The sequence below is a fragment of the Afipia sp. MLSD5-FHT05B12 genome (assembly GCF_058793355.1).
Genome location: NZ_JBXAFS010000005.1, coordinates 52,565 through 65,462, shown reverse-complemented (window position 1 = coordinate 65,462; position 12,898 = coordinate 52,565). Strand labels below are relative to the sequence as shown.

Annotated in this window: 12 protein-coding genes; 7 read left to right on the top strand and 5 right to left on the bottom strand. The window is 60.6% G+C overall.

Annotated elements, in window-relative coordinates:
- Positions 1-6 precede the first annotated feature (6 nt).
- On the top strand, positions 7-1,263 hold the full coding sequence (locus AC1Q6J_RS09280; protein ID WP_492279031.1) for a molybdopterin molybdotransferase MoeA: 1,257 nt from the start codon (positions 7-9) through the stop codon (positions 1,261-1,263).
- Between the two features lie 4 nt (positions 1,264-1,267).
- Here the strand turns inward: AC1Q6J_RS09280 and AC1Q6J_RS09275 are convergent, their stop codons facing one another.
- Complete coding sequence (locus AC1Q6J_RS09275) at positions 1,268-1,423, bottom strand: hypothetical protein (protein WP_492236933.1); 156 nt, start codon at positions 1,421-1,423, stop codon at positions 1,268-1,270.
- Between the two features lie 198 nt (positions 1,424-1,621).
- Here AC1Q6J_RS09275 and AC1Q6J_RS09270 point away from each other — a divergent pair, with 198 nt between their 5' ends.
- From AC1Q6J_RS09270 to dusA, 5 genes are all read left to right on the top strand, one after another.
- A complete protein-coding gene (locus tag AC1Q6J_RS09270; protein WP_492279030.1) occupies positions 1,622-1,861 on the top strand; it encodes a sulfurtransferase TusA family protein in 240 nt (79 codons plus the stop codon).
- Positions 1,858-2,238 carry a gamma-butyrobetaine hydroxylase family protein gene (locus tag AC1Q6J_RS09265; RefSeq protein WP_492279029.1) on the top strand — a complete coding sequence of 127 codons (381 nt, stop codon included), beginning with the start codon at positions 1,858-1,860 and terminating at the stop codon, positions 2,236-2,238. The genes AC1Q6J_RS09270 and AC1Q6J_RS09265 overlap by 4 nt, the downstream gene beginning before the upstream one ends.
- A 188-nt stretch (positions 2,239-2,426) precedes the next feature.
- Complete coding sequence (locus AC1Q6J_RS09260; RefSeq protein WP_492279028.1) at positions 2,427-4,136, top strand: NADH-ubiquinone oxidoreductase-F iron-sulfur binding region domain-containing protein; 1,710 nt, start codon at positions 2,427-2,429, stop codon at positions 4,134-4,136.
- Complete coding sequence (gene fdhF / locus AC1Q6J_RS09255; protein ID WP_492279027.1) at positions 4,133-6,898, top strand: formate dehydrogenase subunit alpha; 2,766 nt, start codon at positions 4,133-4,135, stop codon at positions 6,896-6,898. The genes AC1Q6J_RS09260 and fdhF overlap by 4 nt, the downstream gene beginning before the upstream one ends.
- 175 nt (positions 6,899-7,073) lie before the next feature.
- A complete protein-coding gene (dusA, locus tag AC1Q6J_RS09250) occupies positions 7,074-8,063 on the top strand; it encodes a tRNA dihydrouridine(20/20a) synthase DusA (protein WP_492279026.1) in 990 nt (329 codons plus the stop codon).
- Positions 8,064-8,070: 7 nt separating this feature from the next.
- On the opposite strand, the gene AC1Q6J_RS09245 is transcribed toward dusA, so the two are convergent.
- From AC1Q6J_RS09245 to AC1Q6J_RS09230, 4 genes are all read right to left on the bottom strand, one after another.
- Positions 8,071-8,586: a TIGR02281 family clan AA aspartic protease gene (locus AC1Q6J_RS09245; RefSeq protein ID WP_492279025.1), complete on the bottom strand. Its 516-nt coding sequence runs from the start codon at positions 8,584-8,586 to the stop codon at positions 8,071-8,073.
- Positions 8,587-8,602: 16 nt separating this feature from the next.
- Positions 8,603-8,815 (bottom strand): DUF1289 domain-containing protein, encoded by a 213-nt coding sequence (locus tag AC1Q6J_RS09240; RefSeq protein ID WP_492279024.1) that lies wholly within the window; start codon positions 8,813-8,815, stop codon positions 8,603-8,605.
- A 42-nt stretch (positions 8,816-8,857) separates the two neighbouring features.
- Entirely contained in the window at positions 8,858-10,453 is a 1,596-nt protein-coding gene (locus tag AC1Q6J_RS09235) for a sensor histidine kinase (protein WP_492279023.1), read from the bottom strand.
- Between the two features lie 237 nt (positions 10,454-10,690).
- On the bottom strand, positions 10,691-11,608 hold the full coding sequence (locus AC1Q6J_RS09230; RefSeq protein WP_492279022.1) for an NAD(P)-dependent oxidoreductase: 918 nt from the start codon (positions 11,606-11,608) through the stop codon (positions 10,691-10,693).
- Positions 11,609-11,729: 121 nt separating this feature from the next.
- Here AC1Q6J_RS09230 and AC1Q6J_RS09225 point away from each other — a divergent pair, with 121 nt between their 5' ends.
- On the top strand, positions 11,730-12,863 hold the full coding sequence (locus AC1Q6J_RS09225; protein ID WP_492279021.1) for an Mrp/NBP35 family ATP-binding protein: 1,134 nt from the start codon (positions 11,730-11,732) through the stop codon (positions 12,861-12,863).
- The last annotated feature ends 35 nt before the right edge of the window (positions 12,864-12,898 follow it).

Below are 12,898 nucleotides of genomic sequence, written 5' to 3'. Positions count from 1 at the left end.
TCGTCGATGGCACAACTCTCGGACGATTGCTTCGCGTTTGGCGGCCCGATGATGTCGGTCGATGAGGCTGTCTCGATGATCGCAAGCCGCGTCAAGGCTGTAACGGATGTGGAATGGGTCGATCTGACTGAAGCAGACGACCGAATTCTCAGCGCCGACATCAGAGCGCCGCTGGCGCTGCCGCCGTTCACCAATTCCGCCGTTGATGGATATGCCGTGCGCAGCGCCGATTTGCCGCGCGACAAGGAGAAATCGTTTCCGGTGTCCGGCCGCATCCAGGCGGGATCATTAGCTCCAGGCGCAATCGCAGCGGGCGAAGCAATCCGCATTTTCACCGGCGCGCCGATGCCTGCGGGCGCTGATACTGTGTTCATGCAAGAAGATGTGCGCTTGGACGGGGCGGGCAAAGTGATACTGCCGCCGGGTCTCAAGGCCGGGGCAAACGTGCGCCCGGTGGGCGAGGATATTGCCGAAGGTCATGCGGCGTTGCCGGCCGGTCGCCGGTTGCGGCCGCAAGATATTGCCCTCATCGCCGCATTTGGATTGACGCGCATCGAGGTCCGGCGGCGGCTGCGGATCGCCGTGTTCTCGACCGGCAACGAAGTGGTCTCGCCCGGAGCGCCGCGCGCGGCCGCGCAACTGTTCGATTCCAACCGCTTCATGCTGACGGTGTTGCTGAAGCGGCTCGGTTGCGAGGTCAGTGATCTCGGCATTTTGCGCGACGATCGCGTCTCCCTTGCGGCGGCGTTGAAAGACGCCTCAACGCGTCACGACCTGATCCTCACATCGGGGGGCGTGTCCACCGGGGAGGAAGATCACGTCAAGGCCGCCGTCGAGAGCGGCGGTACGCTGGTGCTGTGGCGGATGGCGATCAAACCGGGGCGTCCGGTGGCGATGGGAGTCATCGGCGGCACACCGTTTATCGGATTGCCGGGGAATCCGGTGGCGAGCTTTGTGACTTTTATCTACATCGTTCGTCCGACGGTTCTTGCACTTGCTGGTACTGCACAGAAGAATCCTGTGCCGATACCCGTGCGCTCCGCTTTTGCCTACGCCAAGAAAATCGGACGCCGCGAGTATGTCCGGGTCAACCTGCGTAAAGCTGCTGACGGTGTTCTGGAGGCGGTGAAATTTCCGCGTGAAGGCGCGGGCCTTCTGTCCTCGCTGGTAGATACTAATGGTCTCGTTCAGCTCGGCGAAGAGGTCACGTCAATAAAGCCCGGCCAGATGGTCGGCTTTCTGGATTACGCGAGTCTGTATTAAGCGATCAGCTTGGCCCAATCAGATTGTGGCCGGGATCACCGACGCGGGCTCCGCTGGTCGTGAACGCGACATAGCCGGGCTCCTGAAACTTGTTGAGGAGCATCGATACCGCGGCGGCGGAGAGTCCTGCGAAAACCAATGCGACGATAAAGATTTTCATGACGTTTCCCCAGCAAATCATTTGTTCCAACTATATTTTGTGCTCCGGAACCGGGCAAAAGCAAGCTGCCTGTTGTCGCGCTTTCGCCGCACGTCGGGTTCAAGGAAATGTGCCATAGAAACTCGCCGAAAATGATGCACTGCAAGAGGCAACGGTCGTCATCGTTGACGTGCGATTGAGCCTCCGCCATTGAGAAGCATGACCATGACCAAGCTCGATCTGACAGGGCTCAAATGCCCGCTGCCGGTGTTAAAGACGCGGAAGGCGCTAAGGGCCCTGACCGCAGGCGACCGGCTGGAGGTGCATTGTACTGATCCGCTCTCTGTCATCGATATTCCCAACCTGATCCGGGAAACCGGCGATCGCGTTGAGATCATTGAACGCGCCGAAAAGCGCATCGTGTTCATGATCGAAAAGACGGATGGGGCAGTGGCTTGAGCGGCACCACTACCGCCTGGCCGGTGGAAATCCGGCTTGCCAAGGACAAGCGCTCGCTGAGCATTGCGTTCGACGATGGCAAAACCTTCAGCCTGCCTGCCGAACTGCTCCGTGTGACCAGTCCATCCGCGGAAGTGCAGGGCCATTCCGAGGCGGAGCGGAAAACTGTCGGCGGCAAGCGCAACGTTGCCATTCTTTCCGTCGATCCCGTCGGAAACTATGCGGTGCGAATCGGTTTTGACGACATGCACAACACCGGAATCTACTCCTGGGCCTTTCTGCACGATCTCGGGGCCAACGCTGACCAGCGCCTCCAAAGCTATCTCGACGATCTCGCCGCCAAAGGCCTGAATCGCGACAAACCCGGCGTCCGTTAGCCTCGGTAGCGTTCGCGAGGCTGGTCTCGGAGGGTACTCTTGGGCCGATCTTTCACTGGAACTCCGCTTCATATTGCAACGAGCCGCCGCAATCGGCTGTCTTGGTATAAGCGATTGGAATAATTCTTGGCATACTGAATGCCAGAAGCTATCGTTCGGGCTCGAAACACCAAAAATGAGATACTCGAATGAGCCATAGCGCCCAAAAAGTTCAGCCATTCGATCATCCTGGCGAGGGCAGGCGGCGGGCCAAGGCGACCCCGAAGGGCCGGCAGATCGATCCGGCGGCCGCGCATGAGATCGAGCTTCTGCTCGGCGACCGCCCGCGGCGGCGCGATTTGTTGATCGAACACCTCCATCTCATTCAGGACAAGTACCATCAGATTTCCGCAGCGCATCTTGCGGCTCTCGCGGATGAGATGAAGCTGGCCTTCGCCGAAGTGTTTGAGACCGCGACCTTCTACGCGCATTTCGACGTGGTCAAAGAAGGCCAGCCCGATCTTCCGCCGCTGACGATCCGGGTTTGCGATTCTCTCACATGCGCGATGATGGGCGCGGAGATGCTGCTGAGCGAGTTGAAGAACAGCGTCGGGCCCGGCGTGCGCGTCGTGCGTGCGCCGTGCGTCGGCCGCTGCGACACCGCGCCGGCCGCGGAAGTGGGACATCATTTCGTCGACCACGCGAGCGTCGAGAGCGTACTGGCCGCAGCGAAAAGCGGCGACACCCATGCGCATCTGCCGAAGTACGTCGATTACGACGCTTATGTCGCCAAGGGTGGCTACGCGCTGCTCACAAAGTTGCGCTCCGGCGCGATGACGAAAGAAGATTTGCTGAAGGCGCTGGATGACGCCTCGCTGCGCGGACTTGGCGGAGCGGGCTTTCCGACCGGGCGAAAATGGCGCGCGGTGCTGGGCGAGCCGGGGCCGCGCCTGATGGCGATCAACGGCGACGAAGGCGAACCGGGGACATTCAAGGATCGCTACTATCTCGAAACCGATCCGCATCGCTTTATCGAAGGCATGCTGATCGGCGCGCATGTCGTCGAAGCGCCTGATGTCTACATCTATCTGCGCGACGAGTATCCGGCGTCACGTGAGATCGTCGAACGCGAAATCGGGAAGTTGCCGCCGGGCGGCCCAAAGCTGCATCTGCGCCGCGGCGCCGGCGCGTACATCTGCGGCGAAGAATCCGCGCTGCTCGAGAGCATCGAAGGCAAGCGCGGGTTGCCGCGCCACAAACCTCCGTATCCATTCCAGGTCGGCCTGTTCGGCCTGCCCACCTTGATCAACAATATCGAGACGCTGTGGTGGGTGCGGGACGTCGTGGAGAAGGGTGCGGACTGGTGGAAGTCGCAGGGCCGTAACGAACGTCAGGGCCTGCGCAGCTATTCCGTCTCGGGCCGCGTGAAGAATCCCGGCATGAAGCTCGCGCCGGCGGGCGTGACGGTGCGTGAACTGATCGATGAGTTTTGCGGCGGCATGGCCGACGGCCATACATTCCATGCCTATCTGCCGGGCGGTGCGTCGGGCGGCATTCTGCCGGCGTCCATGGATAACATTCCGCTGGATTTCGGCACGTTGGAAAAATACGGCTGCTTCATCGGCTCCGCAGCGGTGGTCATCCTGTCCGACAAGGACGAGGTGAAGGACGCAGCGCTGAACCTGATGCGCTTTTTCGAGGATGAGAGTTGCGGGCAATGCACGCCGTGCCGCGTCGGCACACAAAAGGCCGCGGCGCTGATGGAACAGCGCGTCTGGAACCGTGACCTGCTCGATGAATTGAGCCAGGCGATGCGCGATGCATCGATTTGCGGTCTGGGGCAGGCGGCCTCTAATCCGCTGACCACGGTCATCAAGTATTTTCCCGAGGAATTCGCGCCCAAGGAAGCCGCAGAATGACCAAGATTCAATTCGAACTCGACGGGAAAATGGTCGAGGCGCAGCCGGGCGAGTCGATCTGGCAGGTGGCCAAACGCGAAGGCACCGAAATTCCGCATCTGTGTTATTCGCCGGAGCCGGACTACCGCGCCGACGGCAATTGCCGCGCCTGCATGGTGGAGATCGAGGGCGAACGCGTGCTGGCGGCCTCCTGCAAGCGCATGCCCAACGTCGGCATGAAGGTGAAGTCCGCGAGCGCGCGCGCTGTCTCCGCCCGCAAGATGGTGATGGAGCTTCTGGTCGCCGACCAGCCGGCGCGCGAAACATCGCACGATCCCGATTCCAAATTCTGGAATTGGGCCGACAAGGTCGAGGTCACAGAAAGCCGCTTCCCTGCCGCGGAACGCTGGTCGAGCGATACCAGCCATCCGGCGATGAGCGTCAATCTGGATGCCTGCATACAATGCGGACTTTGCGTGCGCGCCTGCCGCGAGGTTCAGGTCAACGACGTGATCGGCATGGCTTACCGCAATCATGATGCCAAGATTGTGTTCGACTTCGACGATCCAATGGGCGAGTCCACCTGCGTTGCATGCGGCGAATGCGTCCAAGCTTGCCCAACCGGGGCGCTGATGCCCTCGGCATATCTCGACGCCAGCCAGACCCGCACGGTTTATCCGGACAAGAGAGTCGATTCTCTTTGTCCGTTCTGCGGTGTCGGTTGTCAGGTCACGTATGAAGTCAAGGACGAGAGGATTGTCTATGCCGAGGGGCGAGATGGTCCGGCCAATCACAATCGCCTCTGCGTCAAGGGCCGCTTCGGCTTCGACTACATTCATCATCCGCATCGCATCACCAAGCCGCTGGTGCGGCTACCGAACGCCAGGAAGGATGCCGGTGATCAAGTCGATCCGGCCAATCCGTTCACGCATTTCCGTGAGGCGTCATGGGAAGAGGCGCTCGATATCGCAGCAAAAGGTCTGGTCAAGATTCGTGATACCAAGGGCGTCAAGGCGCTGGCCGGCTTTGGATCGGCTAAGGGCTCAAACGAGGAAGCCTATCTATTCCAGAAGCTGGTGCGCACTGGCTTCGGTTCGAACAACGTCGATCATTGTACGCGGCTGTGCCACGCCTCGTCGGTTGCAGCCCTGATGGAAGGTTTGAATTCGGGCGCGGTGTCGGCGCCGTTTGCGGCAGCGGCGGATGCCGAAGTCATCATCGTGATCGGCGCCAATCCGACGGTCAATCATCCAGTCGCAGCGACCTTCATCAAGAATGCGGTGAAGAAGGGCGCCAAGCTGATCGTGATGGATCCGCGCCGGCAAACGCTGTCGCGCCATGCCACGAAACATCTGCAGTTCAAGCCCGGCAGCGATGTCGCGATGCTTAACGCGATGCTGCACACCATCATCACCGAAGGGTTGACCGACGACCAGTATATCGCTGGTTACACCGAGGGATTCGACGATCTCAAGGAGAAGATCAAGGAATTCCCACCGGAGAAGATGGAGCCGATCTGCGGGATACCCGCCGAGACGCTGCGCGAGGTTGCGCGGATGTATGCGACGGCAAAATCGTCGCTCATCTTCTGGGGCATGGGCATCAGCCAGCACATTCATGGCACCGACAATGCGCGCTGCCTGATCGCGCTGGCGCTGACGACGGGACAGGTCGGACGTCCAGGTACTGGCCTGCATCCGCTCCGCGGGCAGAACAATGTGCAGGGCGCCTCGGACGCAGGTCTGATCCCGATGTTCCTGCCGGACTATCAGCCGGTCGGGCGCACTGATCTGCGCGACCCGTTCGAGCATCTGTGGCGGCACGAGATCGATCCGGTGCGTGGGCTGACCGTTGTCGAAATCATGGATGCGATCCACGCCGGTGACATTACCGGCATGTATATCGAGGGTGAGAATCCCGCGATGTCGGATCCGGATTTGCAGCATGCGCGTCAGGCGCTGGCCATGCTCGATCATCTGGTGGTCCAGGACCTGTTTGTCACCGAGACCGCGTTCCATGCCGACGTGATCTTGCCGGCGTCGGCGTTTGCCGAGAAGGTAGGCTCGTTCACCAATACGGATCGCCGCGTGCAGATCGCGCGACAGGTGGTCAAGCCGCCCGGTGACGCGCGTCAGGATTTGTGGATCATTCAGGAGATCGCAAAGCGCATGGGACTGGACTGGAATTACAGCGGTCCGGCCGATGTATTCACCGAGATGACGCAGTTGATGCCGTCGCTGAAGAATATCACCTGGGAGCGTCTGGAGCGCGAAGGTGCGGTGACCTATCCGGTCGACGATCCTTTCAAGCCGGGCAACGAGATCATCTTCACCACCGGCTTCCCAACCGAGAGCGGGCGCGGCAAGATCGTGCCCGCGCGCGTCACGTCTCCCGACGAGATACCGGACGAAGACTATCCGATGGTGCTCTCCACAGGCCGTGTGCTCGAACACTGGCACACCGGTTCGATGACGCGCCGATCCGGTGTACTCGACAGTATCGAACCAGAGGCTGTTGCCTTCATGTCGCCGAAGGATATGCGGCGGCTGAGCGTGTGGCCGGGGGATTTCATCAAGCTGGAAACGCGCCGCGGTGCCGTCGAGGTCAAGGTCCGTTCCGACCGCGACGTGCCGGAGAACATGGTGTTCATGCCGTTCTGTTACGCCGAAGCGGCTGCGAACCTTCTGACCAATCCGGCGCTTGATCCGTTCGGTAAAATTCCAGAGTTCAAGTTCTGCGCCGTGCGGGCAGAACGGATTGAGGTCCGCACCGCCGCCGAGTGAACCATCTCACTCACCGAACAACGATCGACGCACAGCCGGCCTAGGCGCGCGCCGGACGCAATGCTATTTGTTTGTCGCTAGCTTTGGTTGGTCCCCGATCGTGCGCTGGCGCAACGGGCTGCTGCCGGCGAAATCACCAGATGGCGATGTAGTCATAAAATATAAAGAAAACAATATGTTAGTGGCACGCTTCTCCGTGGCCCCGATGATGGATTGGACTGACCGGCACTGCCGCGTGTTCCATCGTCTGCTAACGCGGCGTGCCCGGCTCTACACCGAGATGCTGACCACGAGCGCCATTATTCATGGAGACCGCCAGCGCCTGCTGGGGTTCGACGCCAGCGAGCATCCCGTCGCGCTTCAGCTCGGCGGATCGAACCCGCGCGATCTCGCGGAAGCCGCGCGGATCGGTGAGGGCTTCGGTTATGACGAAATCAACATGAACGTCGGTTGTCCGTCTGATCGCGTGAAGGGCGGAAATTTCGGTGCATGCCTGATGGCGGAGCCGCAACTCGTCGCGGAATGCGTTGCCGCCATGAAGCAGGCCGTGAGAATTCCGGTCACGGTGAAGTGCCGCATCGGCATTGACGATCAGGATCCTGAAGTTGCTTTGGATACGCTGAGCCGTGCCGTGATCGCGGCAGGCGCGGATGCGCTGGTCGTTCACGCGCGAAAGGCGTGGCTCGATGGATTGTCGCCGAAGGAGAACCGCGACATCCCACCGCTTGACTATGACCGGGTCTATCGCCTGAAGACGGCGCTGCCAAACGTGCCGGTCATCATCAATGGCGGCATCGCTACGATCGCAGCCGCGAAGCAGCATCTCGATCATGTCGATGGCGCGATGCTTGGACGTGCGGCTTATCAAGAACCTTGGCGGCTGCTGAGTGTCGATCCCGAGCTATTCGGGGACGCCGCGCCGCACGCAACGATGCATGATGCCATTGAAGCGCTGATGCCTTATATCGAGAGCGAACTTGCTGCCGGGATGCGGTTGCATTCGGTCACGCGACATCTGGTTGGCGCATTTCATGGTGTGCCAGGCGCGCGGGCATTTCGTCGTTATCTTGCGGAGGTCTGCACCAAGCCGGGAGCAGGAACGGCGTCGCTGCGCGAGGCGCTCAAGATTGTCGAGCCGCGTTCCGCAGCACTGATCGCGGCCTGAGATTGAACTACGGGTAACCGCGCAGCATCAGCTTGTCTGGCCGGACTTCCCAGCTTTCCAGCCGGTTGAGAAAGCTCATGCCGAGCAGGTTGGCTTTCATCTGGCCGCGCGGCACCACCAGCGCCGGCACCGAGCGTTCCACCAGTTTGCCGACCGATAGACGATCGAGGGTCAGGCGCGCCGCGCGCACGCGCCCGCCGGCGGTCTCGACGTCCACACTGTAGTCCAGCAGCTCCAGCGGCAGACCGGCGGCCTTCGCGGTTTCATAGGTCAACACCACCGAAGTCGCGCCGGTATCGATCACCATCGGTGTGCTGAATCCATTAATCTTTGCACGCAGGGAAAATTCGCCGCTGTCGCTGCGGGCAATTTCCACAGCGCGTGCCGGCTTGGCATTCAAGGTTTGATCCGTGGCACGGATCAAGGCACCCTTCATGCTCGCGAATGCAACGGGATGCGACATCGACAGCAGAAAGCCGACAGACGAGACCACCACAGCGAGGATTGTAAGGGCGCGTATCATACGGCACCTGCCGTGTTCAGGGATTGGCCTGACGCTCGGGTCGCGGTGCCGGAATCTCCAGCCCGGCCTCCAGCATGCGTTGATGCAGCGTTGCCATGATGTTGAGCCGCTCGCTGTTGCCCATTTTGTGCCAGCGCGCGATCTCGGGCAGGGTACGCCCGCAGCCAAGGCAGAGCTTGCTCTTCGGATCGATGAAGCAGACGGCGATGCAAGGCGTTTCTTGTTTCATGAATTATACTGATGGACATTTTCATCGCTCGCGCAAGATGTTCTACAAACCGGTTCCTGCATTCATGATCGGCTTGTAACGCGGACGGCTTCTGTCCCCAGTCATTCCTTCTGGCGACCTGTCGGGCTGGAGCGGCGGGGAATCCTCACGCATCGGCGCTAGCGCCGTCATCACCCGCTCCGGCGGATAGGTGACGATCACTTCGGTGCCCACCCGCAGGGTCGATTTGAGCGTGAACGTGCCGCCATGCATGTCGATCAGGCTCTTGGCGATCGGAAGGCCCAATCCCGCGCCTTGCTCGGCGGATTTGATCGAGTTCGATCCCTGGCCGAATGAGGCTAGAACGACCGGAATCTCGTCCTCGGCTATGCCGGAGCCGGTATCCTTGACGCTCAGATACTGACCGCCGGACGCGGTCCAGCCGACCTTGAGCCAGATTTCGCCGCCAGGCGGCGTAAATTTGATCGAGTTCGACAACAGGTTGAGCACGACCTGACGCGTGGCGCGTTCGTCGCCCCACAGCTTCGGCATGTCCTGCTCGAAAACTTCATGAATTGTGATACCGCGGCTCGATGCACGCAGCTTCAGCAGGTGATGACAATCCGCGACAACATGCACCAGCGAGACAGGCTCTTCATTGAGTTCGTAGCGCCCGGCCTCGATGCGCGACAGATCGAGAATTTCGTTGATGAGATTCAGCAGGTGGACGCCGGAGTTGTGAATGTCGGACGAGTAGTCCTTGTAAACCTCGACGGCATGCGGCCCGAAAATCTCGCTCTTCATGACTTCGGAAAATCCGAGAATGGCGTTGAGCGGAGTGCGCAATTCGTGGCTCATCTGGGCCAGAAAGCGCGACTTCGAAACGTTGGCGGATTCTGCCCGGTAGCGAGCCTCGTCAGAGATGGCTTTGGCCTGTTCGAGTTCGCCGATCAGCGCATCTTTCTCGGCGCGGGCCTCCAGCGTTGCAAGCGTCGTCGAGTGCAGACGATGGGCGAGCAGGGCGAAATAGCCTTCTGCCGTAACCGCGAGTGCTGCAAGGATGTAATCGTCGAAGGTCCCGCGAAGGATGAAATTCACCGCGATCGCAGCCGATACCGGGACTGTTGCCGCGAAAGCGGCGATCGGCAGGCTTGCTGCCAACATGCTCGACACAGCAATGACCAGCAGCATCACGAACAGCATCAGCGTGTTGGACACGACATCGATGCCTGATGGATGGATCAGGACAAGGGTCCAGGCCAATCCGTAAATCAGATCCAGTCCCACAAAGCGCATGCGCCACTTGCGCGTGATCGCGGGCGACGAGGACGTAACGGCAAGAAACTTTGAGCAGAAGCGAATGACGATGCCGTGGATCGCGAGGATTCCCGCGGTCCAGATCACGGCGGCTACGGCTGGAATCCAGAAACTCGCCAGGATGCCCGTGGACACCACGAGGAGGATGACGACCAGCGAGGCCGAGATGCGCGTCTGCGCATATTGTCGCAACAATTCATGATCGAAGGCCGGTCGCGTTCCGCTGGTCGACGTCAGACGGTCACGGGCCTCGCGCACGCGCTGCGAGGCCGCCCGGCGGCTGCGCGCCGGTGTTTCCGCCGATGTCGCGGAGAGTTCTTTTTTGTCGGCGGACTCACTCATTTTTACGCGACAAACCCTGAGCAATTACGAGTGCTGCGCCGGCCCATGCGCGCGCACTGCTGCCCGCTATTTCTGGCGCTAAATCATTAAGAGGTGGCTTAAAGGTCCATTTAATCGGGTTAAGAAAGTATGAATTTCGATATTGCGGGTGGTCTGTCCATACCTGTCGAAATTGAAAAGAAGAAAGGCGGCACGGGATACCGCGCCGCCTTGTTTATCGCGTCAGGTGGACGATTGTTACCGCTGCAGCCGCGCCAGCAGGCTCGACGTATCCCAGCGCTTGCCGCCCATTTTCTCGACCTCAGCATAGAAATTATCGACCAGCGCGGTCACCGGCAGGCTTGCGCCGTTGCGGCGGGCTTCCGCCAGACAGATCGAGAGATCTTTACGCATCCATTCAACAGCGAAGCCGAAATCGAATTTGCCTTCGTTCATGGTCTTGTAGCGGTTTTCCATCTGCCAGGATTGTGCGGCGCCCTTCGAGATCGTGTCGATCACCGCCTCAACGTCCAACCCGGCTTTCTTTGCGAAATGAATTCCTTCCGATAACCCCTCGACCAGACCTGCTATGCAAATCTGGTTGACCATCTTGGTGAGCTGGCCGGAGCCGGCGGGGCCGAGCAATTTGCACATTCGGGCGTATGACGCGATCACAGGCTCGGCCTGTTTGTAGGAGGCTTCAGCGCCGCCACACATGACCGTCAGCACGCCGTTTTCCGCGCCGGCCTGGCCACCTGAAACTGGCGCGTCGATGAACTGGAAGCCGCCCTTGGTGGCCTCGGCATCAAGTTGCCGGGCGACCTCGGCCGACGCCGTGGTGTGATCGACAAAAACGGCACCGGACTTCATGCCCGAGAACGCTCCGTCGGCACCGATGGTCACTGCGCGCAGGTCGTCATCATTGCCGACACAGGCCATCACGAAATCCTGACCTTCGGCGGCCGCCTTCGGTGTCGCGGCGGCGCGGCCACCGAATTTGTCGGCCCAAGCCTTCGATTTGGCGGCGGTGCGATTGTACACGGTCACCTCATGGCCGCCCTTGGCGGCGAGATGTCCAGCCATAGGGAATCCCATGACGCCGAGGCCGAGAAATGCGACTTTTGCCATATCTTGCTCTTTGGATTGCTGGTGTCTTTTGGCCGGATTTCCCGGCATGGGGGATGGCGACAGCTATGCGAATGATGGACGGCCTTGCAAGGCCGTTGACGGCACAGGTGACGCGCGTATGAAGGCCACAAGCGGCGGCCCCCCGGGGGGTGAAGCCGGGAGATGTGTTGTGGCAGTCGACAAAGCCCAGGTTCTTGCAGTGCTTCGCGCCGTGGCATCGCCGCGTGGCATGCCGCTCGCCGATGCCAAGGTGCTCTCCGAAATTATGGCCTCGGACGGCAAGGTTTTCTTTTCGATCAATGTCGACGCCAGTGAGGCGCGGGCATGGGAAGACGTTCGCGCCAAGGCTGAGGCTGCGGTGCGGGCGATTCCGGGTGTCACGACCGCAATGGTCGCTTTGACCGCCGAACGGAAACCCGGCGCTGCCGCAGCTTCAGCGCCACACCAGCATTCGCATGGCGTAAAATCCGTTGCACAACATCGGCCTCAAGGTGCGCCGACGGATTCTCCGATGGGTAAGCAGGCGGCGATTCCCGGCATTGGCTCCATTATTGCGGTGGCGTCCGGCAAGGGCGGTGTCGGTAAATCGACCACGGCGCTGAATCTTGCCCTGGCACTGCGCGATCTCGGTCTACGGGTGGGGTTGCTCGATGCCGATATCTACGGCCCGTCGGTTCCGCGACTGACCGGCGTTCGCGAAAAGCCCACGTTGAACGATGCCAAGAAAATGATCCCGATCGTCCGCTTTGGGCTGCCGCTGATGTCGATCGGTTTTCTGGTCGAGGAAGACACAGCGATGGTCTGGCGCGGGCCTATGGTCATGTCCGCGATCCGGCAGATGCTGTGGGACGTCGCTTGGGGTGAACTTGACGTTCTGGTGGTGGACATGCCGCCGGGGACGGGAGACGCGCAATTGACTCTGGCCCAGCAGGTGCCGCTGCGGGGCGTCGTGATTGTTTCGACACCTCAGGACCTCGCCTTGATCGATGCCCGGAGGGGCATAGCCATGTTCAACAAGGTCAACGTCCCGACACTCGGCATCGTTGAGAACATGAGCTACTTCCAGTGCCCGGAATGCGGCACGCGTTCCGATATTTTTGGACATGGCGGCGCACGCCACGAGGCTGAACGGCTCAAAGTGCCGTTTTTGGGCGAAATCCCACTGCATCTGACGATCCGCACCTCCTCGGATGCGGGCACGCCAGTGGTGAACAGCGAGCCGGACGGCGTCCACGCGGCGATCTATCGCGCTATCGGCACGGAGATAAAAAAGCAGCTCGCCGGCGCAGCGGTGTCCGCCTGACGTCCTCAGAAAGCCTCAGTTTACTCGATTCGAGA

Coding starts and splice junctions, on each gene's coding strand:
- AC1Q6J_RS09280 (WP_492279031.1), top strand. CDS start 7: ATGGCACAACTCTCGGACGATTGCTTCGCGTTTGGCGGCCCGATGATG.
- AC1Q6J_RS09275 (WP_492236933.1), bottom strand. CDS start 1,423: ATGAAAATCTTTATCGTCGCATTGGTTTTCGCAGGACTCTCCGCCGCC.
- AC1Q6J_RS09270 (WP_492279030.1), top strand. CDS start 1,622: ATGACCATGACCAAGCTCGATCTGACAGGGCTCAAATGCCCGCTGCCG.
- AC1Q6J_RS09260 (WP_492279028.1), top strand. CDS start 2,427: ATGAGCCATAGCGCCCAAAAAGTTCAGCCATTCGATCATCCTGGCGAG.
- fdhF (WP_492279027.1), top strand. CDS start 4,133: ATGACCAAGATTCAATTCGAACTCGACGGGAAAATGGTCGAGGCGCAG.
- dusA (WP_492279026.1), top strand. CDS start 7,074: ATGTTAGTGGCACGCTTCTCCGTGGCCCCGATGATGGATTGGACTGAC.
- AC1Q6J_RS09245 (WP_492279025.1), bottom strand. CDS start 8,586: ATGATACGCGCCCTTACAATCCTCGCTGTGGTGGTCTCGTCTGTCGGC.
- AC1Q6J_RS09240 (WP_492279024.1), bottom strand. CDS start 8,815: ATGAAACAAGAAACGCCTTGCATCGCCGTCTGCTTCATCGATCCGAAG.
- AC1Q6J_RS09235 (WP_492279023.1), bottom strand. CDS start 10,453: ATGAGTGAGTCCGCCGACAAAAAAGAACTCTCCGCGACATCGGCGGAA.
- AC1Q6J_RS09230 (WP_492279022.1), bottom strand. CDS start 11,608: ATGCCGGGAAATCCGGCCAAAAGACACCAGCAATCCAAAGAGCAAGAT.